The organism is Massilia sp. BAP21, from assembly GCF_057801335.1.
This window is the reverse complement of the sequence record NZ_CM173596.1, coordinates 296,300-322,387: the sequence shown is the minus strand read 5'-3', so window position 1 is coordinate 322,387 and position 26,088 is coordinate 296,300. Positions and strand designations below refer to the sequence as shown.

Genomic DNA, 26,088 nt, shown 5'->3' with positions numbered 1-26,088 from the left:
TGATGCAGAACCATTTCGAGCTGTTCGGGCTGCCTGCGCGTTTCGATGTCGATCTGACCGCGCTGGATGCGGCCTACCGCGAAGTGCAGGGCCGCGTGCACCCCGACCGCTTCGTGAACGCCACCGACGCCGAGAAGCGCGTTGCGATGCAGTGGGCGACGCGGGCCAACGAGGCCTACCAAACGCTGAAGAACCCGCAGAAACGCGCGCAGTATTTGATCGAGCTGAACGGCGTCGATTTGCAGACCGAGTCGAACACGGCGATGCCGATGGCCTTCCTGATGCAGCAGATGGAGTGGCGTGAAGCACTTGGCGACGCGCGTGCTTCAAAGGATGCGTCGGCGTTGGACGAGCTCGATGCCCAGGTGCGCGCCGAACGCAAGGCGATGCTGGCGCAGGTCGGTTCGCAGATCGATGCGGGGGAGTACGGGAAGGCGGCCGAAGGCGTGCGCGCGCTGATGTTCCTCGACAAGTTCGGCGATGAGGTGCAGTACGCATTCGAGGCGATCGAGGCGTAAGTGGCGGCGCGCGGCGCCGGAGGGATATGAGGTGGGCGGCAAATGCCGCCCACTAGTACAATGGGCGGGTGAAATGTCGTGCCGAATGAATCGGCCGCGAATTCGACCGTACGGTGGGCACGCTGTGCCCACGCGAATGCATGCGTCGCGTTGACGCTCCTTGAGCCGCAAACTCCGCGCAGCGTTCGCGTATGAAAGTGAGCCGCGTTAGCGCATCGTTCCGCGTGGGCAGTGGGGCTGGCTAAATGCCAGCACCACAAAGTGCCCACCCTACGAAACCATCGCCATGCAGACGTTCACGGCACAGGTCACGCACCCCAAGAATAACAACCAGGTAACACACAATGGCACTTTTGCAGATTTCCGAACCCGGCATGTCGACCGCGCCACACCAGCACCGGCTGGCGGTGGGCATCGACCTGGGCACCACCAATTCGCTCGTCGCCACGGTGCGCAGCGGCAGCCCTGAAGTGCTGAGCGACGAAGACGGCCGCGCGCTGCTGCCGTCGATCGTGCGTTACCTGCCGAACGGCCACGCCCACATCGGCCACAAGGCGCGCGCCCACCAGACCACCGACCCGAAGAACACCGTGGTCTCGGTGAAGCGCTTCATGGGCCGCGGCTTGAAGGACATCGCCCACGCCGAGAACCTGCCCTACGACTTCGTCGACGGCGAAGGCATGGTCCAGATCAAGACCGTCGCCGGCGTGAAAAGCCCGGTCGAGACCTCGGCCCAGATCCTGGCCACGCTGCGCCAGCGCGCCGAGGATTCGCTCGGCGACGAACTGGTCGGCGCGGTCATCACCGTGCCTGCCTACTTCGACGACGCCCAGCGCCAGGCCACGAAAGACGCGGCCCAGCTGGCCGGCCTGAACGTGCTGCGCCTGCTGTCGGAGCCGACCGCCGCGGCGATTGCCTACGGTCTCGATCACGGCAAGGAAGGCGTCTACGCCGTCTACGACCTCGGCGGCGGCACTTTCGACATCTCGATCCTGAAGCTCTCGAAGGGCGTGTTCGAAGTGCTGTCCACCGGCGGCGACTCGGCCCTGGGCGGCGACGACTTCGACCACCGCCTGTTCTGCTGGATCAACGAGCAGGCCAAGCTGGCCCCGCTGTCCGACGAAGACACGGCCACCCTGATGGTGAAAGCGCGCCAGGCCAAGGAACTGCTGTCGACCAACGACGACACCACGATCGACGCCATCCTGAACTCGGGCGAGATCGTCCACGTGACGATCACTGCCGCGACCTTTGCCGAGATCACCAAACACCTGGTGGCCAAGACCATGAACGCGATCCGCAAGGCCATGCGCGATGCCAACGTGTCGGTCGAAGACGTCGACGGCGTGGTGATGGTCGGCGGCGCGACGCGCATGCCGCACGTGCGCCGCGCGGTGGGCGACTACTTCCACACCATCCCGCACGCGAACATCGACCCGGACAAGGTGGTGGCGCTGGGCGCCGCCATCCAGGCCAACCTGCTGGCCGGTAACCGCGCCGAAGGTGACGACTGGCTGCTGCTGGACGTGACCCCGCTGTCGCTCGGCATCGAGACCATGGGCGGCCTGGTCGAGAAGATCATCCCGCGCAATTCGACGATTCCGTGCGCGCGTGCGCAGGAGTTCACGACCTTCAAGGATGGCCAGACGGCCCTGGCGGTGCACGTGGTGCAGGGCGAGCGCGAGCTGGTGTCGGATTGCCGCTCGCTGGCGCGTTTTGAGCTGCGCGGCATTCCGCCGATGGCGGCCGGCGCGGCGCGTATCCGCGTGACCTATCAAGTGGATGCGGACGGGCTGCTGTCGGTGTCGGCGCGCGAAACGCGTTCGGGCGTGGAAGCCTCGATCACGGTCAAGCCGTCGTACGGCCTGGGCGACGACGAAGTGGCGCGCATGCTGCAGGATTCGTACAGCTCGGCACAGGTCGACATGCAGATGCGCGCGCTGCGCGAAGAGCAGGTCGAGGCCGAGCGGATTCTGCTGGCGACGCAGTCGGCGCTGGATTCGGATGCCGATCTGCTCAGCGTTGAAGAGCAGGATGCGGTGGCGAAGCTGATCCATGGCGTGCGCGACGCGGTGCACCGCTCGAACGACACCGACGTGGAGCCGGGCGCGCGCCAGAACGCGCTGCACGATGCGGTCCAGGCGCTCGCCCACGGCACCGAGGAATTCGCCGCGCGCCGCATGGACAAGAGCGTGCGCAGCGCGCTGGCCGGGAAGTCGCTGGACGAGGTTTGATCGGCTGCAGCCGTATGAAATGAAACGCAGCGGCGACCGTAGGGTGGGCACTCCGTGCCCACGCGGAAGCATGCGCCGCGGTGACGCTTTTTGAACTGCAAACTCTGCGCATTGTTCGCGCGTGGAAAAACGTCTCGTTAGCGCGTCGTTCCGCGTGGGCACAGGGTGCCCACCCTACGGTCAGCGACCCTGGCGAGATCCTGCGCCCAAGTCAAATATAGTATAAATAATTTACGAGGTAACAAAGTGCCACAAATCGTCATCCTGCCCCACCCGACGTTCTGCCCCGACGGCGCCGTCCTGGAAGCCCCGGCCGGCAAGTCCGTCTGCGACGTCCTGCTCGAGAACGACATCGAGATCGAACACGCCTGCGACCGTGTCTGCGCCTGCACCACCTGCCACGTGATCGTGCGCGAAGGTTTCGACTCGCTGAACGAGCTGGAAGAAAAAGAAGAAGACATGCTCGACAAGGCCTGGGGCCTGGAGCCGAATTCGCGCCTGTCCTGCCAGGCGATCATCGCCGAGGAAGACCTGGTCGTCGAGATCCCGAAATACACGATCAACCACGCAGCCGAAAAGAACCATTAATACACCACTGACAGGATCTGCCATGAAGTGGACCGACGTCACGAGCATCGCCGAAGCACTCTACGAACAGTATCCCGACGTCGACCCGGCGACGGTGCGCTTCGTGGACCTGCACAACTGGGTCGTCGCGCTGGACGGCTTCGACGACGACCGCACGCGCGGCGGCGAGCGCGTACTGGAAGCCATTCAGGCAGCATGGATCGATGAAGCACGCTAAGCACAACACCACCAAGGCCCCGGCAGCACCGGAGCTCCCTCCCGAGGTTCGCCCCGGCCAGTCGATCGAGCTGCTGAAGGAATTGCACATCCTCACGCGCGACGCCAAGCTGAACCAGGACAGCCGCCGCAAGCTCAAGCAGGTCTACCACCTGGTCAACTTCATCGAGCCGCTGCTGAACGACGTGCGCGCCGAGAAGGGCACGGTCTCGCTGGTCGACCATGGCGCCGGCAAGTCCTACCTCGGCTTCATCCTGTACGACCTGTTCTTCAAAACGCTGGACGACGCCTCGCACATCTACGGCATCGAGACCCGCGAAGAGCTGGTGGCGAAATCGACGGAACTGGCGGCGCGCCTGGGTTTCCAGAACATGTCCTTCCTGCCGCTGTCGGTGGCGGAATCGACCACCTCGAGCGAGCTGCCCGAGACCCTCGACGTCGTCACCGCGCTCCACGCCTGCAACACGGCCACCGACGACGCCATCGACTTCGCGCTGAAGAAGAAGGCCAGGCACATGGTGCTGGTGCCGTGCTGCCAGGCCGAAGTAGCCACCGTGCTGCGCAAGAACAAGGGCAAGGACCTGGGCAAGAGCGCGCTCACCGAAATCTGGCGCCATCCGATCCACACGCGCGAGTTCGGCAGCCAGGTGACGAACGTGCTGCGCTGCCTGCAGCTGGAAGCCCACGGCTACCAGGTGACGGTGACGGAGCTGGTCGGCTGGGAGCACTCGATGAAGAACGAGCTGATCGTCGCCACGTACAAGAACCTGCCGCGCCGCCGCCCGAGCGAGCGCCTGCAGGAAGTGCTGTCCACGCTCGGCCTGGAAGAGATGGGCCAGCGTTTCTATACCTCGCAGGCAGAGCGAGCCCAATCTGAAGCAGCTGTAACAACCGACAATTGAACACCATGAGCGAACAACACCCGATCGACCTGCGCAGCGACACCGTCACCCAACCCTCGCAAGCCATGCGCGCCGCGATGGCGGCAGCCGACGTCGGCGACGACGTCTATGGCGACGACCCCACCGTCAACCGCCTGCAGGAACACGCGGCCGAGTTGTTCGGCTATGAAGCCGGCATGTTCGCACCGAGCGGCACGCAGACCAATTTGATCGCGCTGATGACCCATTGCGGCCGCGGCGACGAATACCTGGTCGGCCAGGAAGCGCATACCTACAAGTACGAAGGCGGCGGCGCCGCCGTGCTGGGCTCGATCCAGCCGCAGCCGATCGCGAACGGGCCGGACGGTTCGATCGCGCTGGCCGACATCGAGGCCTACATCAAGCCCGACGACATGCACTTCGCGCGCACCCGCCTGCTGGCGCTGGAAAACACCATCGGCGGCCGCGTGCTGAGCCAGGAATACGTCGCCGCCGCCACCACGCTGGCGCACGTGCGCGGCCTGGCCACCCACCTCGACGGCGCGCGCATCTGCAACGCCGCCGTCAAGCAAGGCATCGGCCTGCGCGAAGCGGTGCTCGGTTTCGACACCGTGTCGGTCTGCCTGTCGAAGGGCCTGGGCGCGCCGGTCGGTTCGGTGCTGCTGGGACCGAAGGCTTTCATCGAGCAGGGCAAGCGCTGGCGCAAGATGCTGGGCGGCGGTATGCGCCAGGCCGGCGTCATCGCCGCGGCTGCGCTGTACGCGCTCGAGCACAACGTGCAGCGCCTGGCCGACGACCACGACAACGCCGCCGCGCTGGCGCGTGGCCTGTCCGAGATCGAAGTCCTGAACGTGGGCACGCCGCAGACCAACATCTTCTGGCTCGACGTGCCGGCCGCCGCCTGCGATCCGCTGCGCAAAGCCCTGCTTGAAGCGGGCATCCGCGCCACGGTCGGTCCGCGCATGCGCATCGTGACGCATCTGGATGTGTCGGCCGCCGATGTCGACCGCACGATCGGCGCCTTCAAATCCTTCTTTAAGAACTGGCAGGCGTGATGGTTGAACAGAAGTCCGCGGAAGGCATCCGCCTGGCCAAGCGCGTGGCGGAACTGGTGCCGTGCTCGCGCGCCGAGGCCGAGCGCTACATCGCCGGCGGCTGGGTCAGCGTCGACGGCGTGGTGCAGGAAGACCCGGCCACGCGCGTGAACCCGGGCCAGCAGGTCGTGCTGCTGCCGAACGCCCGCGCCGAGGAACCGGCGCCGGTAACGATCCTGTTGCACAAGCCCTCGGGCGCGAATGCCGGCGTCGGCATGCGTGGCGCGAATGCGCTGGAGTGCGTGACGGCCGAATCGCTGGTGGCCACGCACGGCGCGCCGCGCTTCCTGAAGCGCCACCTGGCGCGCCTGACCCTGTGCACGCCGCTGGAGACCGATGCCAGCGGCCTGGTCGTCTACACCCAGGACTTCCGCGTCGCGCGCAAGCTGGTCGACGATGCGGTGCGTGTGGAATACGAATACGTGGCCGAGGTCGACGGCGGCATCAAGGACGGCGGCCTGGCGCTGCTGAACCATGGCTTGACCTTCAACCGCAAGCCGATCGCGCCGATGAAGGTCAGCTGGCAGAGCGAAGGGCGCCTGCGCTTCGCCGCCAAGGGCGTGGTGCCGGGGCAGATCGAGCACATGTGTGCGGAAGTCGGTTTGACGCTGACGGAACTGAAGCGCCTGCGCGTGGGGCGCATGCCGATGGCGGGGCTGGCTGAGGGCCAGTGGCGCTATCTGGCGGAGTATGAGCGTTTTTGATCTGCAGGAGCGACTTCGGTCGCTTTTGTGGTTTTTCAGCGGTACCATTCCGCGTGGGCTCAAGAGCCCACCCTACGGGAATCCGATTTTCGTAGGGTGGGCTCTCGAGCCCACGCTGTCTCACCATCTGCGCGCCTGCTGCGCTGACCGCCAGTCTTGATGGCAGAGATCGCTTTGATCTGCCTCAGCACTTCACCCAAAAGAAATAGACTCACGTAATTGATTGAATTAACTTCAGTCAATGAGTTGTGACGTTTGTTGTTCCTGTTGATATCCGTGCTGGCGCGATCGTTAAAACCGGCATCTGTGAAGCGGGCGGAACTGAGTATGAAAACGCAATGCAAAGCTGCATCGTTTTGCCTGGTCCTGGCGGCGGTCGTCCTTGCCGTTCAAAGCGAACCGATTGCCTTGCTGGCGGCGTCGATGGCGCTGCACCTGTATGCGCTCACGACCTGGCGCGCGAACTGGTATGAGGGCGATCCGGTCGGTTCCTGGACCAGCCTGCTCACGCGCCGCTACCAGGTCACGCTCGGCGGCGTGCTGTGCGCCCTGGCCGGCATGCTGTTCCTGGTCGGCTACTTCGCCTGGGCCTTCTGAACCTTCTGCGCCTTCGGCAACGCAATCAGGCGCGTGCCCGCGATCCGATCGTGCAGGAACTGGCGGTCCTTGTCGAGAAAGGCCGTCAGCGCCCAGGCCACCATGCCGGCCGACAGCAGGATCGCCCATTCCTTGAAATGATGCAAATCGAGCAGGGCGCCGATGGCCAGTGCCGGCGCGAACCAGCCCCAGGCCAGCAGGTAGCGGATTGCCGCATTCCTGAACGGCACTTTCGCATGTCCCACCTTGACCACCTTGATACGCCAGGTCTTCATGGCCAGCGTGAAGCCGGCGCCGCGCCAGGAATGCACGAAATAGGCGCCGGTCACCAGGAACAGGAAAGCCATCAGGCCGGCGCGCCAGGCCGGTTCCTGGCGGTTGCCGGTGGCGAAGATGAAGATGAAAACGGCAAGCGCCTCGATGGCGGTGAGCAGGAAAGCCTCGTACACCATCGCGATCAGGCGACGCTTGACGGTGGGCGTGCCGATCGCGGATGGATTAGCCGTTTGCATTCGATACGGTGGAATTGGTTGCGGGTTGGACGCTCGTGCCGGGCGCGGTTACTGCCGGCGCGGCCGGCGAGGTGGGCGCCGGCGCCGCCGGTTCAGCCGGTGCCGGAGCGGAAGGAGCGGGGGCGGGAACAGAGGAGGGAGCAGATGCGGGCGCCGGCTGCGTGGCTGGCTGCGTGAGCGCCGGCGCGTTCGGCAGCGTGCCCGGCGCATGCAGCGAGATGCAGGACGCGCCGCGGCGGGTGGTGCCGGGCGGGCAACTGGTCGGCGCCACGATGGTCGGTTCGGACGGCGTCGGCGTGGCATCGGGCTTGCGTACCGGCGTGCGCGCCAGGCGCCGCTTCTGGTCGGTGCTCAGCTGCTTGTAGCTTTCCCAACTGGCGGCCTTTTCGCCCGGTGCGAGTTTGCGTACCTTGCTATAGTTTTCGCGCGCCAGGTTGCGTTCTTCCGGCGTCAGGCGGATCCACTGGCGCATGCGCTCGTGCACGCGGCCCTGTTCTTCCGGGTTCATCGAGGCGAAGCGGCGCGACATCTCCAGCCATTTGCGCTTGCGCGCACCGTCCATTTCGTCCCACTCGGCCTGCAGCGGCCCCAGCGCCAGCTGCTGGGCGCGCGTCAGGTCGCGCCACAGGGGTTTGTCGAGGATCAGGGGGCCGCTCTTGCCTGCGTTCGGGGCAGCGCCGGCGCTTGCCGCGGTGCTGGCCGACGCCGCGTCTGGGGAGACGATGCTCCATCGTTCAGAAATGGCCCAGGCCGCGATGATGGCCACCGCCACCGCTGCGACTGCAATCCAGGCGCGGCGGGGTTTGGAGGTGCGTTTCGTCATTGGCGGCGCTGTTGCGACTCCACGTAGGCATTGAAGCCGTGGTCGAGGTAGGCGGTCAGCGGCAGCTCGTCGGCCAGCACGGCGGCGTCGAGCTCGGCCAGTTCGGCGATCTGCTGCTGTTGTTCATACTGATACACGCCGCCCAGGCCGACGACCAGGGCCAGCAGCGGCACCGCGACCGCCAGGCGGCCCAGCGCGGCATTCGAAAACAGCGAATTGACATCGAACCAGCTGCGGCGCCAGTCTTTTTTCGCGAATGGCGCCGTGCTTGCGGCATCCGGCTTCTTGCGCGACAGCGCCAGTGCGCGTGCGGCGGCCAGGCGCTCGGTGGTGGAAGCCGGCAGCGCGTCGAGATTCTCGTTCAAGGCGTGGCGCAGCTTGTACGCCAGGTTGATGTCGTCGGTATTCATAGTTTAATTCCCTTGGCCCGCAGGGCATCGGCAAGCGCATGTGTCGCGCGCGAGCAGTGCGTTTTGACGCTGCCCTCGGAACAGCCCATCGCTAAGGCCGTTTCGGCCACGTCCATATCCTGCCAGTAACGCATAAGGAAGGCTTCGCGTTGACGCGTTGGGAGCTTTTGTATTTCCGCTTCGATCAGGCGCAAGGTTTGCGCCCGCTCGACCTGGTCCATGCTCGACTCGGCCGCGGCCGACCCTTCTTCCGCCTCGTACGCGTTGAGTATATCAAAGTCCTCATCGCCCTCATCCTTACGGCCGAAGCCCGAAAAGAGGCTGACCCAGGTGTTGCGCACCTTTTCGCGGCGGAAGTAATCGAGGATGGTGTTCTGCAGGATGCGCTGGAACAGCATCGGCAGTTCGGCGGGCGGCTTGTCGCCATATTTCTCGGCGAGCTTGATCATCGCGTCCTGCACGATGTCGAGCGCGGCCTCGTCCTTGCGCACGGCGTACACGGCTTGCTTGAAAGCGCGCCGTTCGACATTCTCGAGGAAGTCGTTGAGTTCTTTGTCTGTCGCCATGCGATGAAAGGGGGTGATGCGCGCAGGTACTTGGCCTGTGCTTTATGGAAAACTGTCGAATCCTAGCAAAAAACCACCGGCCATGCAGCGGAATTGCTCAGTCCAGCCTTTTCAGGAGGCGTGCTGTCTTGTCAAAAACTGCATGACGATAGTCGAAATGATTCGTTGTCGCGCCAAGGGGGCGTGGCTAAGCTGAGTTGAACGATTATTCATCTTGACTGCCATGCCACTCGACACCACCCAGCGCCAGGACTTTGACATCCGGCCCCTGAACGCCCCGCTCGGCGCCGAAGTCCTCGGCCTCGACCTCTCGCGCCCGATCGGCACCGCCGACCTGGCCCGCGTGCACCGCGCCCACCTCGACTACCACGTGCTGGTGTTCCGCGATACCAATATCACGCCGGCCCAGCAGGTCGACTTCAGCCGCCGCTTCGGCGAGCTGCAGATCCACGTGCTGCGCCAGTTCCAGTTGGCCGGCCACCCGGAAGTGCTGGTCATCTCGAACATCCGCGAAAACGGCGAGCCGATCGGCCTGGGCGACGCCGGCCACCTGTGGCACTCGGACCTCTCTTATAAAGCCACGCCCAGCCTGGGCTCGATGCTGCACGCACAGGAGCTGCCGGCCGATGGCGGCGACACCCTGTTCGCCAACCAGCACCTGGCCTGGGACACGCTGCCCGGCTGGCTGAAACGCGAAGTCGAGCATGCCCAGGCCGAGCACAGCTACCTGGCGCGCTACGAAGACCTGCGCAAGCTGAACCCCTGGCGCCCCAAACTCACGCAAGCCCAGATCGACGAAGTGGTGCCGGTGCGCCACCCGGTAGTGCGCACGCATCCGGAAACCGGGCGCCGCGCGCTGTTCGTCAGCGAGCATTTCACCACGCGCATCGTCGGCATTCCCGAAGAGCGCAGCCGCGCGCTGCTCGACGCCCTGTTCGAGCACAGCACCCGGCCGGAATTCATCTACCGCCACCAGTGGAAAGCCGGGGACATGGTGTTCTGGGATAACCGCTCGCTGATGCACCTGGCCGCCGGCTGCCCGCCCGACCAGCGCCGCAAGCTGTACCGCACGACGATCGCGGGCGACGTCCCGTTCTGACCAGGAGAATCCATGAAGCGCCTGACCAAGTTTGCCGCCGTGCTGGCGGCCCTGTCCCTGGTTGCCTCCGCATCGGCGCGGGCCGAAGGCAAGATCCGCATTGCCGAGCAGTTCGGCGTGGTCTACCTGCTGCTGAACGTGGCGCAGGACCAGAAGCTGATCGAAAAGCACGGCAAGAGGCAGGGCGTCGACATCGACGTCGACTGGATCAAGCTGTCCGGCGGCGCGGCCACCAACGATGCGCTGTTGTCGAATTCGGTCGATGTGGTCGGCGCCGGGCTCGGCCCGCTGCTCACGGTCTGGGACCGCACCGCAGGTAAACAGAACGTGCGCGCCGTGGCCTCGCTCGGCAGCTTTCCGTATTACCTGATCAGCACCAACCCGGCCGTGAAGTCGATTGCCGACTTCGGGCCGAAAGACCGGATCGCTCTGCCGGCCGTGACGGTGTCGGTGCAGGCGCGCATCCTGCAGATGGCCGCCGCCAGGCAGTGGGGTGAGGCCCAGTTCCGCAAGCTCGACCCACTGACCCAGGCGCTGCCGCACCCGGACGCCGCCGCCGCCGTGATTGCGGGCAAGACCGAGATCAACGCCCACTTCGCCAATCCCCCGTTCCAGGAGCAGGAACTGGCCGGTAATCCGAATGCGAAGATCGTGCTCGACTCCTACCAGGTGCTGGGCGGGCCGAGTTCGGCCACGGTGCTGTACGCCACCGAGAAGTGGGTCAAGGAGAACCCGAAGACCTACCGCGCCTTCCTCGATGCGCTGGTGGAAGCGGCCCAGCTGGCGTCGACCAATCCGGAGGCGGCTGCCGACGCCTACCTGCGCGTGAACAAGAACAGCATCGACCGCGCGCTGCTGGTGAAAGTGATCAAGAACCCGAAGGTGCAGTTCAGCGTGGCACCGCAGAACACGCTGGGCTTGGCGCAGTTCCTGCACCAGGTGGGCGCGATCCGCAAGAAGCCGGAAAGCTGGCGCGATTACTTCTTCACGCATCCGGCCCTGGACAAGGGGAGCTGACGTGAACCTGCCCACCCTGCAAGTAGTTCCGCAAGGCCCGCTGCTGCGCGCCGAGCACGTGACGATCGAGTACGCCGGCGAGCACGGCACCGTGCGCGCCACCGAGGACGTGAGTTTCGACGTGCACCGCGGCGACCGTTTCGTGTTGCTGGGCCCTTCCGGCTGCGGCAAGTCGACCTTGCTGAAGGCGGTAGGCGGCTTCATCGCGCCGCGCGCAGGCAGCCTGCGCCTGGGCGGTAAACCCATCACGGCGCCGGGGCCGGACCGCATCGTCGTGTTCCAGGAATTCGACCAGTTGCCGCCGTGGAAGACGGTGGAAGCGAACGTGATGTTTCCGCTGCTGGCGGGCGGCATGAATAAGCCGGAGGCCCGCGAACGTGCCCGCCACTGGCTCGGCAAGGTCGGGCTGGCGCGCTTTGCCGACGCCTATCCACACACGCTGTCGGGCGGCATGAAGGCGCGGGTGGCGATTGCGCGGGCGCTGGCCATGCAGCCGGAAATCCTGCTGATGGACGAGCCCTTTGCCGCGCTCGACGCACTCACACGCCGCAAGATGCAGGAAGAGTTGCAGGTGCTGTGGGAAGAGATCGGATTCACGATGCTGTTCGTGACCCACTCGATCGAGGAGGCGCTGGTGGTGGGCAATCGCATCCTGCTGCTGTCGCCGCATCCCGGCCGCGTGCGTGCGGAACTCAACAGCCACCAGTTCGACCTCGGCAGTGCCGGCAGCGTTGAATTCCAGGCGGCCAACGAACGGATTCACCGTCTGCTGTTCGGCGATGACGCTTCCCGATCCACCGTTTCCATTCCCGCCTACGCACACCCATGAGCGCTTTCCGCGAACCGCCGATCCGTCCCGAATACGAACTGGCCTTGCCGCTGCCCAGCCTGGGTGGCGCGCCGCTCGGGCCGTCCGCCCAACCCGCGCCTGCCCATCGGCCTGTCTTTGGCGAGCTGGCCTGGCTGCGCAAGGCGGCGCTGCTGCTGGTGCTGGCCGCGCTCTGGGAAGCGCTGGCGCGCTGGTACGACAACGATCTGTTGCTGCCGACGGCGCTGGCCACGGGCAGGGCGCTGGTCGACGGCATCCTGAGCGGTGAGCTGTTCGGTTACGTGGGCGTGTCGTTCGCGGTGCTGGCGCAAGGATATGTGATGGGAATTGCCGGCGCCTTTTTGCTGACCTGGCTGGCGGTGTCGAACCGCGTGGGGCGCGAGCTGATCGAGACGCTGACCTCGATGTTCAATCCGCTGCCGGCGATTGCGCTCTTGCCGCTGGCGCTGCTGTGGTTCGGGCTGGGCAAGGGTTCGCTGATCATGGTGCTGATGCATTCGGTGATGTGGCCGCTGACATTGAATGCCTGTGCCGGTTTTCGCGCGGTGCCGGAGACGCTGCGCATGGCGGGGCGGAACTATGGACTGGGAGGTTTGCGGCTGGTGCTGCAGATTTTGATTCCGGCGGCACTGCCGGCGATCCTGTCGGGGTTGAAGATTGGCTGGGCGTTTGCGTGGCGCACGCTGATTGCGGCGGAGTTGGTGTTCGGGACGACTTCGGGGCAGGGCGGGCTGGGGTGGTTCATTTTCCAGAGCCGCAATGAGCTGTTCACGGACAAGGTGTTTGCGGGGCTGGCGGCGGTGATCATCATCGGGCTGGCGGTGGAGCAGGTGGTGTTCCAGACGCTGGAGCGGGTGACGGTGCGGCGGTGGGGGATGCAGCGTTAATCAGGGCTCGCAGTGGTGGGTTCGAGAACCCACCCTACGGTTGTGGTGTGCGTGAGTTCGACAGCGTGGGCACAAGTGCCCACCCTACGGAATCGCCGCCGTTGTAGGGTGGGCACTTGTGCCCACGCTGTCTCACCTTAAGAACATCGGCGAACGCATGTAGGGTGGGTTCTTGAACCCACCATTCTAAACGCACGCACAACCCCGCAGCGCACCATCCCAGTGCACCCAATTCCACAACCGAGCACATCCTCTACTCGGCAAATTGTTTCTTTCTTTTTATCTTGACCAAAATGGTGCAACGCAGTAAGGTGTTCCTTACGCTTTGCACCCCCGAAGCTTCACCGTCATCCCTTCCGGCACACAAAGTCGGACTGTTTGACACGCTTTCATTTGTAGGCAGTTTGCTCCAACCCGCGCCACAAGCGCGAGAGATGCGTCGAGCCGCTACAGACACTCAGCCAAACGAGTTGCGTTTTGCGTCGTTGTGAACGGTATCTGCCGATACCCGGATCGAACGTCGTGCGCGCAGAAAGAAGGGAAGCTGGAGCGCTGTGGGGCAAACCGTATTTCGTTAGGAACGAGCATCCGATCAATCTCCCTATGGGTCTTGAAAGGAACGATTCATGAATAACGAAGCATCAGGCCAGGGATCCAATCAGATCACCGGCGCTGAAATCGTCGTCCGTTGTCTGGCCGAGGAGGGCGTCAAGCACGTCTTCGGTTACCCCGGCGGCGCAGTCCTTTACATCTACGACGCCATCTTCAACCAGGACAAGTTCCAGCACGTCCTGGTCCGCCACGAGCAGGCAGCCGTGCACGCGGCCGATGCCTATTCGCGCAGCTCCAACACCGTCGGCGTTGCCATCGTCACTTCCGGTCCTGGCGTGACGAATGCCGTTACCGGCCTGTCCACCGCCTACATGGATTCGGTGCCGATGGTCGTGATTTCCGGCCAGGTGCCGAGCCACGCGATCGGTCAGGACGCCTTCCAGGAATGCGACACCGTCGGCATCACCCGCCCCGTTGTCAAGCACAACTTCCTGGTCAAGGATGTACGCGAGCTGGCCACCACCATCAAGAAAGCCTTCTTCATCGCCCGCACCGGCCGTCCCGGCCCCGTGCTGGTCGACATCCCGAAGGACATCTCGATGCACAAGTGCGCCTACGACTACCCGCGCGAAATCGAGATGCGCTCGTACAAGCCGGTCGACAAGGGCCATGCCGGCCAGATCCGCAAGGCCGTGCAACTGCTGCAACAGGCCGAGCGCCCGATGATCTACGCGGGCGGCGGCGTGATCCTGGCGAATGCCTCGCCCGAACTGAACCGCCTGGTCGACAAGCTCGGCGCGCCAGTTACCAACACCCTGATGGGCCTGGGCGGCTCGCGCTCGAGCAGCGAGCATTTCGTCGGCATGCCCGGCATGCACGGCACTTATGAAGCCAACATGGCAATGCAGCACTGCGACGTGTTGATCGCCATCGGCGCCCGCTTCGACGACCGCGTCATCGGCAACCCGAAACACTTCGCCACCCATCCGCGCAAGATCATCCACATCGACATCGATCCGTCGTCGATCTCGAAGCGGGTGAAGGTCGATATCCCGATCGTCGGCAACGTGAAGGACGTATTAACGGAATTCCTGGCCCAGCTCGATACCGCCGGCGTACGCGCCAACCCGGACGCGCTGCGCAATTGGTGGAAGCAGATCGACGAATGGCGCGGCCGCAACTGCCTGAAGTACGAGGATTCAGACCTCGTCATCAAGCCGCAATCGGTCGTCGAAAAGCTCTGGAAGGTCACGAAAGGCGACGCCTTCATCACGTCCGACGTCGGCCAGCACCAGATGTGGGCCGCCCAGTACTACCCCTTCGACAAGCCGCGCCGCTGGATCAATTCAGGCGGCCTGGGCACGATGGGCGTCGGTTTGCCGTATGCGATGGGCGTGCAGATGGCGAATCCTGATGCGACGGTCGCCTGCGTCACCGGCGAAGGCTCGATCCAGATGTGCATCCAGGAGCTCGCCACCTGCAAGCAATACCACCTGACGCCAAAGATCATCCTCTTGAACAACCGCTTCCTCGGCATGGTGCGCCAGTGGCAGCAGATCGACTACGGTTCGCGCTATTCCGAGTCCTACATGGATTCGCTGCCGGACTTCGAGAAGCTGGCCGAGGCCTATGGCCACGTCGGCATGCGCATCGAGAAGCCGGGCGACGTCGAGGGCGCGCTGGTGGATGCATTCAACATGAAGGACCGCCTCGTGTTCATGAACTTCATCACCGACCAGAGCGAGAACGTCTGGCCGATGGTCAAGGCGGGTAAGGGCCTGTCTGAAATGCTGCTCGGCTCGGAGGACCTGTAAATGAGACACATCATCTCGGTTCTTCTTGAGAACGAAGCCGGTGCCTTATCTCGCGTCGTTGGTTTGTTCTCCGCACGCGGCTACAACATCGAAACCCTGACCGTGGCGCCGACCGAAGACGCGACCCTGTCGCGCATGACGATCGTCACCACCGGCTCGGACGACATCATCGAGCAGATCACCAAGCACCTGAACCGCCTGATCGAGGTGGTGAAGGTGGTCGATCTCACCGAAGGCCAGCACATCGAGCGCGAGCTCATGCTGATCAAGGTGAGGGCGGTCGGCAAGGAGCGCGAAGAGCTGAAGCGCACCGCCGACATCTTCCGCGGCCGCATCATCGACGTCACGGAAAAGACCTATACGATCGAACTGACCGGCGCCAAGAGCAAGCTCGACGCCTTCATCGACGCCATCGACCGCAGCTCCATCCTCGAGACCGTCCGCACCGGCGGCTCCGGCATCGGCCGCGGCGAGCGGATCTTGAAGGTTTAACGAACGGCCAGCATCGCGACCGAAGCCACGGCCCGCTGGCCACCGACCCTGATCGGAGCCACGGTCCGTAGGGTGGGCACCCCGTGCCCACGCGGAACGATGATCAGCCACTTGCCGCACAAATGAACAGCCACCCACTCTGGCAAAAACAACGAACCCAAATACAGGAAATGACCATGAAAGTTTTCTACGACAAAGACTGCGACCTCTCCCTCATCAAAGGCAAGAACGTCGCCATCATTGGCTACGGCTCGCAAGGCCACGCCCACGCGCAAAACCTCTCCGAGTCCGGCATCAACGTCACCGTTGGCCTGCGCCGCGGCGGCGCTTCCTGGAACAAGGTCGAGCAAGCCGGCCTGAAGGTCGCCGAAGTCGACGAGGCAGTCAAAAACGCCGACGTCATCATGATCCTGCTCCCGGACGAAAACATCGCCCAGGTCTACAAGGAAAACGTCGAGCCGAACGCCAAGCAGGGCGCCGTGCTGGCCTTTGCCCACGGCTTCAACGTCCACTACGGCCAGGTCGTGCCGCGCGCGGACCTCGACGTCATCATGATCGCCCCGAAAGCCCCGGGCCACACCGTGCGCAACACCTATAAACAGGGCGGCGGCGTGCCGCACCTGGTCGCGGTCTACCAGGACAAATCCGGCGCCGCGCGCGACATCGCCCTGTCGTACGCCATGGCCAACGGCGGCGGCCGCGCCGGCATCATCGAAACCAACTTCCGCGAAGAGACCGAGACCGACCTCTTCGGCGAACAGGCCGTGCTGTGCGGCGGCACCGTCGAACTGATCAAGGCCGGCTTCGAGACCCTGGTGGAAGCGGGCTACGCACCGGAAATGGCCTACTTCGAGTGCCTGCACGAGCTGAAGCTGATCGTCGACCTGATCTACGAAGGCGGCATCGCCAACATGAACTACTCGATCTCGAACAACGCCGAGTATGGCGAGTACGTGACCGGTCCGAAGGTGGTCACCTCGGCCACCAAGGATGCGATGCGCCAGTGCCTGAAGGACATTCAGACCGGCGAGTACGCGAAGAGCTTCATCCTCGAGAACAAGGCCGGTGCGCCGACGCTGATCTCGCGCCGCCGTTTGACGAGCGAGCACCAGATCGAGGAAGTCGGCGCCAAGCTGCGCGCGATGATGCCGTGGATTGCGAAGAACAAGCTGGTGGATCAGTCGAAGAACTGATTGCGGCGGGTGTGATCCGCTGGTCTATGCTGGCAGATCCTGTAGGGTGGGCACTCTGTGCCCACGCGGTACGCACGTTTCCTTGCACCGTTGGCAGACCCGACTCGCTCGCGGTGCATGCAACGGCCACGAACCCTTTATTGGGTCGTGGCCGTTGTTGATTTTCGCGGGCGAGTAGTCACCGTTATCGGTGCAAGGATGCGCACGTAACCGCGTGGGCACGGAGTGCCCACCGTACGGATGCCGGTGCGGCTTAAGCGCACGGCGCGACCGCTCAAACATCCATTTGCAACTTTCCATTACAAAATCACTCTATCTAGGAACGGGACGGTATCGTATAAGTCATGCACACATGCATTCTTATAGGAGAAAACCGATGTCCCTTCCAAAAATGATCCTCCTGGCCAGCCTGATGATGGCGTCCCACGTACAAGCGCAGACCGCGCCCGCGACCAGCATGCCCGCAACAAGCGGCACGGTCGTCGTCGTGCCCGCCACCGGCGAAGTGCGCGCCGCCAACGACCAGGCCATCGTCAGCTTCATTGTGGAAGAGCACGACAAGGACAAGCAGGCCGCCGCCGCCCGCGTCAACCGCAAGATGAAAGAGGGCACCGAGATCGTGCGCCGCGCCGATCCGAAGGCCGAGCTCAAGACCATGGGCTACTTCACCTATCCGGTCTATCCGGAACCGCCGGTGCAGCCGCTGCCAGCCACGCGCACCCCGGTGCAGCCGGTGCCGATCGGCTGGCGCGTCGGCCAGTACCTGGAAGTGAAGACGACCAATCTCGCCACGCTCGAAAAAACCGTCGCCTCCGCCCAGAAGGTTTTGTCGATCAACAACATCAGCTTCGGCCTCAGCCCGGCGCTGGAAAAGCGCCTGGATGACCAGCGCATCGCCGAAACCTACCGCAACCTGAACGAGCGCATCGTTTCGATCGCGCGCGCCATGGGCCGCCAGCCGGGCGACGCAACGCTGGACGTGGTCGACTTCGAGGGCTCGGGCAATTACGTGCAGCAGGAAGCTGCGGCCCCGATGATGATGTCGCGTTCCAAGCGCGACGTGTCGAGCGAGATGCCTGAGCCGAGCTTCGAACCGGGCGAAACCACGTTGCAAATGCGCCTGGTCGGCAAGGTGAAGTTCAAGTAACACGCAGGTGAGCCGCCCATGCCAAGGGGCGCCGGCACGGGCCGGCGCCTGCATGAGCACATTCCTAATAGTATCCGTTCGCTAACAAGCCGTCCGCGCCTCTATAATGCGGGGAACGGCGCTCGATCGCGCAGCTTTGAATACGGACAACTATGCCAGCCTTCCCACGACGCAAAAAAAACGGAGGGGCGCCGCGCGCGCCACGATTCTCCCGCCTCAGGCGCTTCGGACGCCGGGCCGAGGACAAGCAGAAGCAGCGCGGCCGCGGCATCTACCTGCTGCCGAATGCATTCACGACCGGCGCCCTGTTCTGCGGTTTTTACGCGATCGTGATGGCCATGAACCAGCGCTTCGACTATGCCTGCTGGGCCGTGTTCGTGGCCATGGTGCTCGACGGCCTGGATGGCCGGGTGGCGCGCCTGACGAATACCCAGTCCGAGTTCGGCGCCCAGTATGACTCGCTGTCCGACATGGTCTCGTTCGGCGCAGCGCCGGCCCTGGTCATCTACGAATGGTCGCTGCGCGGCCTCGGTAAACTCGGCTGGATCGCGGCTTTCGTGTACTGCGCCGGCGCCGCGCTGCGCCTGGCCCGCTTCAACACGAATATCGAAGTCGTCGACAAGCGCTTCTTCCAGGGCTTGCCCAGCCCGGCGGCGGCGGCGCTGGTGGTCGGCTTCATCATGTTCATGACCGACCCGGACATCAACATCAGCGCGCGCCAGGTCGACTGGGTGAGCTGGTGCATCGCCGTGTTCGCCGGCCTCACCATGGTCTCGAACGTGCCGTTCTACAGCTTCAAGGACGTGAACTTCCGCAAGTCGGTGCCCTTCATCGTCGTGTTCCTGATCGTGCTGGCCTTTGCGCTGGTGGCGAGCGACCCGACCAAGGTGCTGTGGCCGATCTTCGTGCTGTACGGCCTGTCGGGTTATGCGGTGTATGTCCTGCAGCGCGCCAAGGGCAAGCCGGTCAGCATCATCCCGACCGACGACGATCCGATCGACGACACGCGACTGCGCTGAGCGTTCAGGCTGGAATAAAAACGGCGCGTGCGGCACGCGCCGTTTTTATTTCAAAACGTTCAATCCCATTTCTGGATGGTCGCTGGCCCCCAGTCGGGGTCGCAGGTGGTCTTTTTCGGCTTGATGCCGTCGCGCATGGTGTCGAGGCCATCCGGCGCGTGGTTCGATTCGTAGGTCACGCAATAGGTGCCGGCTGCACCGACCACGCGGTAGCGCCTGCGGCCGTAGCCGCCCGGGTCGAGCACTTCCGTGACCTTCGGCGCTTCATACCACTTGTTCGGCACCAGGTCGGCGGCCTCGGCGATGCCTTTGGACAGCTTCATCTGCGCCGTGACCACCGGCGCCACGATGCCGCGCGTCGGATTCTCCTTGCGCAGGGCGCGGTCGGCGCCGCCGGCGGCAGCGCGCGCCCGTTCCAGCATGCTGCCGGATGCCGCGGGGGCAGGGACGTCGCTGGCTACCGTTGGCGCCGCTTCGGCGGCGGCTGCTTCCGCAGGCGCTTCCGCGGTCACCTTTCCTACAGGCGGGGCCATGCCGGCCGCCTGCACGGGCGGCTGCTGTGCCGCTGCCGGCGTGGCGCCGCGCCGCAGTGACGGCATGGTTTCCCGCGCCGGGCCGGCAGGGGCTGGCTCTGATGAGGGGGCAGAGGAGGGCGTGGAAAGCAGCCGCACCACCATGGCCTCGGGCGTCGTGGTGTCAAGTGCAGGCGTCGTCCGCGACAATTGCCACATGGCCAGCAGCATGGCGTGCACGGCCAGCGAGATACCGATCCCGGCAGCCTGGCGCGGCCGGTGCAGGGAAGCGTATGTGTTATCCATAAGGTAACAGTATAGGGCTGGAACATTCGCCTGAATCATTTGTATGCCTGAACCGCAAATATCGGGCTGTCATATGCAAAAAAAGCATGCCAGCCGGATATACTGGACTCATCTTTCCTGCAACGTAGACGCCATGTTCCGACCCTTGACCTTCCTGTCCGTCCTGGCCCTGGCAGTCCTGGCCGCCAGCCTGTCCGCTTGTTCTCCCCTGAAACTGGTGAATGCCGTCTCGCCCGATGGCGATGCGCGTGCCACCAGTGCCATCCACTACGGCAATGGCGAGCGCCAGAAACTCGATGTCTACCAGCCGGCAGCGCAGGCCGGAGCAGCGCCGGTCATCGTCTTCTTTTATGGCGGGAACTGGGTAAGCGGCAAGCGCGAGGACTATGCCTTCGTCGGCCAGGCGCTGGCGAAACGCGGCTACGTCGTGGTGGTGCCCGATTACCGGCTGTATCCGGAAGCGCGCTATCCCGACTTCCTTGACGATTCCGCCCAGGCCGTGGCCTGGACCACGCGCGACATCGCCAAGTACGGCGGCGACCCGAAGCGCGTGTTCGTGATGGGCCATAGCGCCGGCGCCTACAACGCGGCCATGCTGGCGCTGGACAAGCGCTGGCTCGGCAAGCAGGGTGTCCGGCCGGATGCGCTGCGCGGCTGGATCGGCCTGGCCGGTCCCTACGATTTCCTGCCGGTGCAGAACAAGACCACGCGCCCGGTATTCAACTACCCGGACACGCCGCCGGATTCGCAGCCGGTGCGGCACGTGAGCGCCGGTGCGCCGCCGGCCCTGCTGATTGCCGCCTACGAAGACAAGACCGTCAACCCGGTGCGCAACACCGGTGCCCTGGCCATGCGCCTGCGCGAAAAACACGTGCCGGTGCGCGAGCTGTACTACGACGGCGTCAGCCACGCCACCCTGGTGGCCTCGCTGTCGCGCGCGCTGCACACGCTGGCGCCGACGCTCGACGCCATCGACGACTTCGTGCGCAGCGACGGCGGGCGCCAGGCTGCTGCGCGTTAGGCGCGGTTGACGATTTGAATGAGCAGTTGAATTACCAGCTGAAGCGTTCGCGCGGCTCGAACATCGGATCGGGCCCGTTCTGCATCAGGCGCACAATGCCGGCCTGGTCGAAGTGCACGTGCATCAGCGAATTCCACACGCCCGCTTCCTTGTAGCGGTAAGACCAGACCTCGTAGTTGTGCATGGCGACGCCCGAACGTTCGGCCGGGCGCCCGATGGTGCGCAGGACGTCGGCCTTGGTCGCCTTGTCGATCTTGATCGTCGCGAATTTCTCGCCGGTGAGTACCTGCTCGTAGGACAGCAACCGCGCGTCCGGCCCGATATGGGCCATCCAGGTGAACTGGCCCATCGGCCCGGTAGCGTATTCGAGCATCTGGCCGCCGTCGGCGGCGGGGTAGGTACTTGTCGGCTGGCCCAGCTTGGCAGTAACGGCCGCCACCGGCTCGCCCACATTCGGCGCCTCGCGCAGGAAAGGGCCGGTGCAGCCGCCCAGCACGATTGCCGCACACAGCGTTGCCATTTTTATCATTTTGTGCATCATTCACCTCGCATCATTGCCATGAACGCCATGATGCCCCAGCTTTGCGATGGCAAACGCTGGTGACGCCAACTGTTTTCGCATATACTGGCGGGTCTGTCCGTTTTGGGCAGAATTTCGAACAATCACGGTGCGTTGGGTTGCGACTCTTGCACCGCATGTGAAAGGTAACATCATGTCCGTAGAAAACATCAACAAAGCCGCGATCATCGCGGACAACGCTCGTGGCCAGAACGACACCGGCTCGCCGGAAGTCCAAGTTGCACTGCTGACCGCACACATCAACGAACTGAACGGTCACTTCAAGACCCACCAGAAAGACCACCACTCGCGCCGCGGCCTGATCCGTATGGTCAACCGTCGCAAGAGCCTGCTGGCTTACCTGAAGGCCAAAGACCTGAACCGTTACCGTGACCTGATCGCCAAACTCGGCCTGCGTAAGTAATTTTTGCGCCAGCCGGTTTAGCCATGAAATGCCTGCGCCAGTTCTCACTGACGCGGGCATTTTTTGTTTCAGCCGTTTGCAGCATCGAAGTAAATACGCCGCTTTCCGGGCGTCAGTAATGAGGTGAACGACAGCTCCTGAAAATCTGTCGGCAAATAGAAAGGGATTACCCATGTTTAATAAAGTATCGAAAACCTTCCAGTACGGCCAACACAGCGTCACCCTGGAAACTGGTGAAATCGCCCGTCAGGCATCCGGCGCCGTCATGGTGTCGGTCGAAGACACCGTCGTGCTGGCTACCGTGGTCGCAAAGAAAGACGCGAAGCCGGGCCAGGACTTCTTCCCCCTGACCGTCGACTACATCGAGAAAACGTATGCAGCCGGTAAAATCCCGGGCGGCTTCTTCAAGCGCGAAGGCCGTCCTTCCGAAAAGGAAACCCTCACCTCGCGCCTGATCGACCGTCCGATCCGCCCGCTGTTCCCGGAAGGCTACCTGAACGAAGTCCAGGTCATCATCCACGTGCTGTCGGTCAACCCTGAAATCGATCCGGACATCCCTGCGATGATCGGCGCCTCGGCTGCCCTGGCCGTGTCGGGCATCCCGTTCAGCGGCCCGATCGGCGCCGCCCGCGTCGGCTACGCGAATGGCCAGTTCATCCTGAACCCGACCACCACCCAGCTGAAGACCTCGCAGATGGACCTGGTCGTTGCCGGTACCGAAACCGCCGTCCTGATGGTGGAATCGGAAGCCCAGCAACTGTCGGAAGAAATCATGCTGGGCGCGGTCGTCTACGGCCACGACCAGATGAAGGCCGTCATCGACGCCATCCACGACCTGGTGGCCGAAGGCGGCAAGCCGGAAGTCGAGTGGACCGCCCCGGCCAAGAACGAAACCCTGATCGGCCAAGTGGCTGCCCTGGCCGACGCGAAAATCCGCGACGCCTACCAGACCCGCGAAAAATCGGCACGCCAGCAAAAGCTGAAGTCGCTCTCAAACGAAGTCCTGGCCGCCCTGGGCGAGCAGGGCGTGCAGGCTGACGCCGCCGAAGTCGGCAACATCCTGTTCGACATGGAAGCCAAGGTCGTGCGTTCGCAGATCCTGGAAGGCGAGCCGCGCATCGACGGCCGCGACACCCGCACCGTGCGTCCGATCTCGATCCGCACGGGCGTCCTGCCGCGTACCCACGGCTCGGCCCTGTTCACCCGCGGCGAAACCCAGGCGCTGGTCATCGCCACCCTCGGCACCGCGCGCGACAGCCAGAAGATCGACGCGCTGATGGGCGAGTACACCGACGACTTCATGATGCACTACAACATGCCTCCGTTCGCCACCGGCGAAACCGGCCGTGTGGGCACCCCGAAGCGCCGCGAAATCGGCCACGGTCGCCTGGCCAAGCGCGCACTCGTTGCAGCGCTGCCATCGCCGGAAGAGTTCTCGTACTCGGTGCGCCTGGTGTCGGAAATCACCGAATCGAACGGTTCCTCGTCGATGGCATCGGTCTGCGGCGGCTGCCTGGCACTGATGGACGCCGGCGTGCCGATGAAGGCGCACGTCGCCGGCATCGCCATGGGCCTGATCAAGGAAGGCGGCAAGTTCGCCGTCCTGACCGACATCCTGGGTGACGAAGACCACCTGGGCGACATGGACTTCAAGGTCGCCGGCACCGCGCAGGGCATCACCGCGCTGCAGATGGACATCAAGATCCAGGGCATCACCAAGGAAATCATGCAGGTGGCGCTGGCGCAAGCCAAGGAAGGCCGCCAGCACATCCTGGCCGAGATGCAGAAAGCCGTGCCGACCGTGAAGACCGAGCTGTCGGACTTCGCACCGCGCCTGATCACCATCAAGATCAACCCTGAGAAGATCCGTGACGTGATCGGCAAGGGCGGCGCCGTCATCCGCGCGCTGACCGAAGAAACCGGCACCCAGATCGACATCACCGACGAAGGCATCGTGACCATCGCCTCGGTCGACGCCGCCGCCGGCCAGGAAGCCAAGCGCCGCATCGAAGAGCTGACCGCATCGGTCGAAGTGGGCAAGACCTACGACGGCACCGTGCTCAAGCTGCTGGACTTCGGCGCGATCGTGCAAGTCATGCCGGGTAAAGACGGCCTGCTGCACATCTCGCAGATCGCCAACGAGCGTGTGAACGCCGTTGCCGATTACCTGAAAGAAGGCCAGCAGGTGCGCGTGAAGGTGCTGGAGACCGACGAGCGTGGTCGTCTGAAGCTGTCGATGAAGGCGGCTGATCCGGCTGAGGCTGCGGCGCAGTAATCAGTTGTCGGGCGGCGCTGCCGCTGAGATAGCAAAAACCGCCAGTGCGTGAGCCTGGCGGTTTTTTATTGGTCGTCTCGATTGTGCAAACGTGTCCGAAGCCGTTGGCCGCAACCGTACGGTGGGCACCCTGTGCCCACGCGGAACGATGTTTATTGTTGGCGCCGATTTGATCGATATTGCTGCGTCTTCGCGGCGCATCAAAAAGAGTCTTGCCGGCGCTTGCATCCAGGCTTCGAGCCGGCGGGCGAATAGTCGCTGCCGCCGGCAAAAGGACGCGCACGTAACCGCGTGGGCACGGGGTGCCCACCGTACGGGTTGCAGCGCGATTGATCCGGAACCCGCAGCCTTGCGAATGGTTCGGAGCTGAGCACACACGATTGATCAATGGACGCCATGCTCCCGTCCCTCTACACTGCCGAGCTATCGCCATCTCGGAGCACACCGTGGGAATCCTCGACCTTTTCTTCCGCAAGCCCTCACCTGAAAAATTTGCGCAGATCGCCATGCAGGCCGCCAGGGAGCGCGGTTTTCAGGGCCCGATGGAATTCGACGCCCCCAACTTCCGCATCCTGATGCCGGGCGCCGAAGGCGGCGCCGTCAACCTGCACAACTTCTACCACGACTATTGCCAGGCCTCGCGCGCCGGCCGCCGCGCCGTGGTCGACAAGTATTCGAACCTGTTCGTCCAGGCCGATATCCCGGACACCTTCGAGGGCGCAAAGCGCAAGCTGCTGCCTGTGCTGCGCACCGGCGCCTTCCTCCAGGCCGCCCAGCTCGGCCCGATAGCCGACGCCGCTCTGAACACCGGCTTCGCAGCAAGCGACTTCAGCCTCGACACTGTGATGCTGCTGGCCTGGGACACCGAGCACCTGACCCGCATCCTCGACACCAGCCAGCTCGACAAATGGGGCGTGACGAAGGAAGCCGCCAACGCCATCGCCCTCGACAATTTGCGCGACCTGGCGGCCGAGCAATTCATCCAGCTGGGCGCCAACCTGTACGCCAGCGACTGGAACGACGCCTACGATTCCTCGCGCATCCTGCTGCCCGACCTGGTGCACCGCGTGGCCGGCCAGCATCCGATCGTGATGATCCCGACGCGCGGGCGCATGCTGCTGTCGGCCTCGCACGACCGCGAAGACCTGCTGACCCTGGTGACCTACGCGCAGTCGGCGATCCAGACCGAAGGGCGGCGCGTGTCGACCCTGATGTACGAGTACGTCGACGGCAAGGCGGTCCGGTATCTGCCGGCCGACGAGGAGGTGGCGCGCAAGCTGGCCGACCTGCGGCGCATGGCGCTGCAGGAAGACTACGCCGAGCAGAAAACCCTGCTCGACCAGCGCTACGAGAAGGACGGAACCGATGTCTTCGTCGCCACCTACATGCTGGTGAAAGGCGAGGGCGAGCGCATCTTCAGTGTGTCGACCTGGACCGCCGGCGTCGAGGCGCTGCTGCCCGAGACCGACCGCATCGTCCTCGGCTACCCCGACGAGCCGGGCCGGGAAGGGCGGCGCTGGAACGTGGCCTGGGCCGACCTGGTTGCCGCCGCCGGCCACCTGATGGTGCGCCAGGAGGGGTTCCAGTTGCCGCGCTGGCGCGTCACCGCTTTCCCCGATGAAGCCACCCTGAGCGCGCTTGCCACGGAATAAAAAACAGCCTGTCAATTGTGTATCTCCGCGCTTTTCGTATGCACAAGCGTGCCGTGGTGAAAGTTGAATAGGTGTTATAGTTGGCCATTTTTCCAATCATGGGAGCGGTGCGTCCAACCGGCGCACACGACCCGGACCAATACTCCA

General features: G+C 64.1%; 27 protein-coding genes. 21 read left to right on the top strand and 6 right to left on the bottom strand.

What is annotated here, in order from left to right:
- The first annotated feature begins 2 nt into the window (after positions 1-2).
- The 8 genes from hscB to ACWYRN_RS01415 all read left to right on the top strand — a co-directional run bounded on the left by hscB (position 3) and on the right by ACWYRN_RS01415 (position 6,832).
- On the top strand, positions 3-518 hold the full coding sequence (gene hscB / locus ACWYRN_RS01450; protein ID WP_488690795.1) for a Fe-S protein assembly co-chaperone HscB: 516 nt from the start codon (positions 3-5) through the stop codon (positions 516-518).
- A 344-nt stretch (positions 519-862) separates the two neighbouring features.
- Positions 863-2,752 carry a Fe-S protein assembly chaperone HscA gene (gene hscA / locus ACWYRN_RS01445; protein WP_488690794.1) on the top strand — a complete coding sequence of 630 codons (1,890 nt, stop codon included), beginning with the start codon at positions 863-865 and terminating at the stop codon, positions 2,750-2,752.
- Positions 2,753-2,998: 246 nt separating this feature from the next.
- Positions 2,999-3,340 carry an ISC system 2Fe-2S type ferredoxin gene (gene fdx / locus ACWYRN_RS01440; protein ID WP_229438633.1) on the top strand — a complete coding sequence of 114 codons (342 nt, stop codon included), beginning with the start codon at positions 2,999-3,001 and terminating at the stop codon, positions 3,338-3,340.
- A gap of 22 nt (positions 3,341-3,362) precedes the next feature.
- On the top strand, positions 3,363-3,557 hold the full coding sequence (gene iscX / locus ACWYRN_RS01435) for a Fe-S cluster assembly protein IscX (RefSeq protein ID WP_488690792.1): 195 nt from the start codon (positions 3,363-3,365) through the stop codon (positions 3,555-3,557).
- Positions 3,544-4,458: a class I SAM-dependent methyltransferase gene (locus tag ACWYRN_RS01430; protein ID WP_488690791.1), complete on the top strand. Its 915-nt coding sequence runs from the start codon at positions 3,544-3,546 to the stop codon at positions 4,456-4,458. The genes iscX and ACWYRN_RS01430 overlap by 14 nt, the downstream gene beginning before the upstream one ends.
- A 5-nt stretch (positions 4,459-4,463) precedes the next feature.
- Positions 4,464-5,492 (top strand): low-specificity L-threonine aldolase, encoded by a 1,029-nt coding sequence (ltaE, locus tag ACWYRN_RS01425; protein WP_488690790.1) that lies wholly within the window; start codon positions 4,464-4,466, stop codon positions 5,490-5,492.
- Entirely contained in the window at positions 5,492-6,235 is a 744-nt protein-coding gene (locus ACWYRN_RS01420) for an RNA pseudouridine synthase (protein WP_488690789.1), read from the top strand. The genes ltaE and ACWYRN_RS01420 overlap by 1 nt, the downstream gene beginning before the upstream one ends.
- A gap of 327 nt (positions 6,236-6,562) precedes the next feature.
- Entirely contained in the window at positions 6,563-6,832 is a 270-nt protein-coding gene (locus ACWYRN_RS01415; RefSeq protein WP_488690788.1) for a hypothetical protein, read from the top strand.
- Here the strand turns inward: ACWYRN_RS01415 and ACWYRN_RS01410 are convergent.
- From ACWYRN_RS01410 to ACWYRN_RS01395, 4 genes are read right to left on the bottom strand one after another with little or no spacing between them, the layout of a single operon-like run.
- On the bottom strand, positions 6,811-7,344 hold the full coding sequence (locus tag ACWYRN_RS01410; protein ID WP_488690787.1) for an RDD family protein: 534 nt from the start codon (positions 7,342-7,344) through the stop codon (positions 6,811-6,813). The genes ACWYRN_RS01415 and ACWYRN_RS01410 overlap by 22 nt on opposite strands.
- Positions 7,331-8,167: a DUF3106 domain-containing protein gene (locus ACWYRN_RS01405; protein ID WP_488690786.1), complete on the bottom strand. Its 837-nt coding sequence runs from the start codon at positions 8,165-8,167 to the stop codon at positions 7,331-7,333. Before ACWYRN_RS01405 ends, ACWYRN_RS01410 begins: the two co-directional genes overlap by 14 nt.
- Complete coding sequence (locus tag ACWYRN_RS01400) at positions 8,164-8,577, bottom strand: DUF3619 family protein (protein ID WP_229438624.1); 414 nt, start codon at positions 8,575-8,577, stop codon at positions 8,164-8,166. The genes ACWYRN_RS01405 and ACWYRN_RS01400 overlap by 4 nt, the downstream gene beginning before the upstream one ends.
- Positions 8,574-9,143, bottom strand: a complete 570-nt coding sequence (locus ACWYRN_RS01395) for an RNA polymerase sigma factor (protein WP_229438623.1) — start codon at positions 9,141-9,143, stop codon at positions 8,574-8,576. The genes ACWYRN_RS01400 and ACWYRN_RS01395 overlap by 4 nt, the downstream gene beginning before the upstream one ends.
- Positions 9,144-9,366: 223 nt before the next feature.
- Between ACWYRN_RS01395 and ACWYRN_RS01390 the strand changes: the two genes are divergently transcribed.
- The 9 genes from ACWYRN_RS01390 to pssA all read left to right on the top strand — a co-directional run bounded on the left by ACWYRN_RS01390 (position 9,367) and on the right by pssA (position 19,192).
- On the top strand, positions 9,367-10,242 hold the full coding sequence (locus ACWYRN_RS01390; RefSeq protein ID WP_488692757.1) for a TauD/TfdA dioxygenase family protein: 876 nt from the start codon (positions 9,367-9,369) through the stop codon (positions 10,240-10,242).
- Between the two features lie 12 nt (positions 10,243-10,254).
- Complete coding sequence (locus ACWYRN_RS01385; protein WP_488690785.1) at positions 10,255-11,259, top strand: ABC transporter substrate-binding protein; 1,005 nt, start codon at positions 10,255-10,257, stop codon at positions 11,257-11,259.
- A gap of 1 nt (position 11,260) precedes the next feature.
- Positions 11,261-12,088 carry an ABC transporter ATP-binding protein gene (locus tag ACWYRN_RS01380; RefSeq protein WP_488690784.1) on the top strand — a complete coding sequence of 276 codons (828 nt, stop codon included), beginning with the start codon at positions 11,261-11,263 and terminating at the stop codon, positions 12,086-12,088.
- The gene (locus tag ACWYRN_RS01375; RefSeq protein ID WP_488690782.1) at positions 12,085-12,975 is read left to right on the top strand and encodes an ABC transporter permease; all 891 of its coding nucleotides are present in this window, start codon (positions 12,085-12,087) and stop codon (positions 12,973-12,975) included. Before ACWYRN_RS01380 ends, ACWYRN_RS01375 begins: the two co-directional genes overlap by 4 nt.
- Before the next feature lie 626 nt (positions 12,976-13,601).
- The gene (locus ACWYRN_RS01370) at positions 13,602-15,341 is read left to right on the top strand and encodes an acetolactate synthase 3 catalytic subunit (RefSeq protein WP_488690781.1); all 1,740 of its coding nucleotides are present in this window, start codon (positions 13,602-13,604) and stop codon (positions 15,339-15,341) included.
- Positions 15,342-15,833 (top strand): acetolactate synthase small subunit, encoded by a 492-nt coding sequence (ilvN, locus tag ACWYRN_RS01365; protein ID WP_488690779.1) that lies wholly within the window; start codon positions 15,342-15,344, stop codon positions 15,831-15,833.
- Between the two features lie 176 nt (positions 15,834-16,009).
- Positions 16,010-17,026, top strand: coding sequence for a ketol-acid reductoisomerase (gene ilvC / locus ACWYRN_RS01360; RefSeq protein ID WP_229438617.1), 1,017 nt, complete (start codon positions 16,010-16,012; stop codon positions 17,024-17,026).
- Between the two features lie 376 nt (positions 17,027-17,402).
- Positions 17,403-18,173 (top strand): SIMPL domain-containing protein, encoded by a 771-nt coding sequence (locus ACWYRN_RS01355; protein ID WP_488690777.1) that lies wholly within the window; start codon positions 17,403-17,405, stop codon positions 18,171-18,173.
- 152 nt (positions 18,174-18,325) lie between these two features.
- The gene (pssA, locus tag ACWYRN_RS01350) at positions 18,326-19,192 is read left to right on the top strand and encodes a CDP-diacylglycerol--serine O-phosphatidyltransferase (RefSeq protein WP_488690775.1); all 867 of its coding nucleotides are present in this window, start codon (positions 18,326-18,328) and stop codon (positions 19,190-19,192) included.
- Positions 19,193-19,251: 59 nt separating this feature from the next.
- Here the strand turns inward: pssA and ACWYRN_RS01345 are convergent, their stop codons facing one another.
- Entirely contained in the window at positions 19,252-20,010 is a 759-nt protein-coding gene (locus ACWYRN_RS01345; RefSeq protein ID WP_488690773.1) for a hypothetical protein, read from the bottom strand.
- Positions 20,011-20,143: 133 nt separating this feature from the next.
- Between ACWYRN_RS01345 and ACWYRN_RS01340 the strand changes: the two genes are divergently transcribed.
- Entirely contained in the window at positions 20,144-21,031 is an 888-nt protein-coding gene (locus tag ACWYRN_RS01340; RefSeq protein ID WP_488690771.1) for an alpha/beta hydrolase, read from the top strand.
- Between the two features lie 31 nt (positions 21,032-21,062).
- On the opposite strand, the gene ACWYRN_RS01335 is transcribed toward ACWYRN_RS01340, so the two are convergent.
- Positions 21,063-21,560: a hypothetical protein gene (locus tag ACWYRN_RS01335; protein WP_229438612.1), complete on the bottom strand. Its 498-nt coding sequence runs from the start codon at positions 21,558-21,560 to the stop codon at positions 21,063-21,065.
- 184 nt (positions 21,561-21,744) lie between these two features.
- Here ACWYRN_RS01335 and rpsO point away from each other — a divergent pair, with 184 nt between their 5' ends.
- The 3 genes from rpsO (at position 21,745) to ACWYRN_RS01320 (ending at position 25,941) form a co-directional block, all read left to right on the top strand.
- Entirely contained in the window at positions 21,745-22,014 is a 270-nt protein-coding gene (rpsO, locus tag ACWYRN_RS01330; RefSeq protein ID WP_229438611.1) for a 30S ribosomal protein S15, read from the top strand.
- A 172-nt stretch (positions 22,015-22,186) separates the two neighbouring features.
- Positions 22,187-24,289: a polyribonucleotide nucleotidyltransferase gene (gene pnp / locus ACWYRN_RS01325; RefSeq protein WP_488690770.1), complete on the top strand. Its 2,103-nt coding sequence runs from the start codon at positions 22,187-22,189 to the stop codon at positions 24,287-24,289.
- 446 nt (positions 24,290-24,735) lie between these two features.
- Positions 24,736-25,941, top strand: coding sequence for a DUF1444 family protein (locus ACWYRN_RS01320; protein ID WP_488690769.1), 1,206 nt, complete (start codon positions 24,736-24,738; stop codon positions 25,939-25,941).
- The last annotated feature ends 147 nt before the right edge of the window (positions 25,942-26,088 follow it).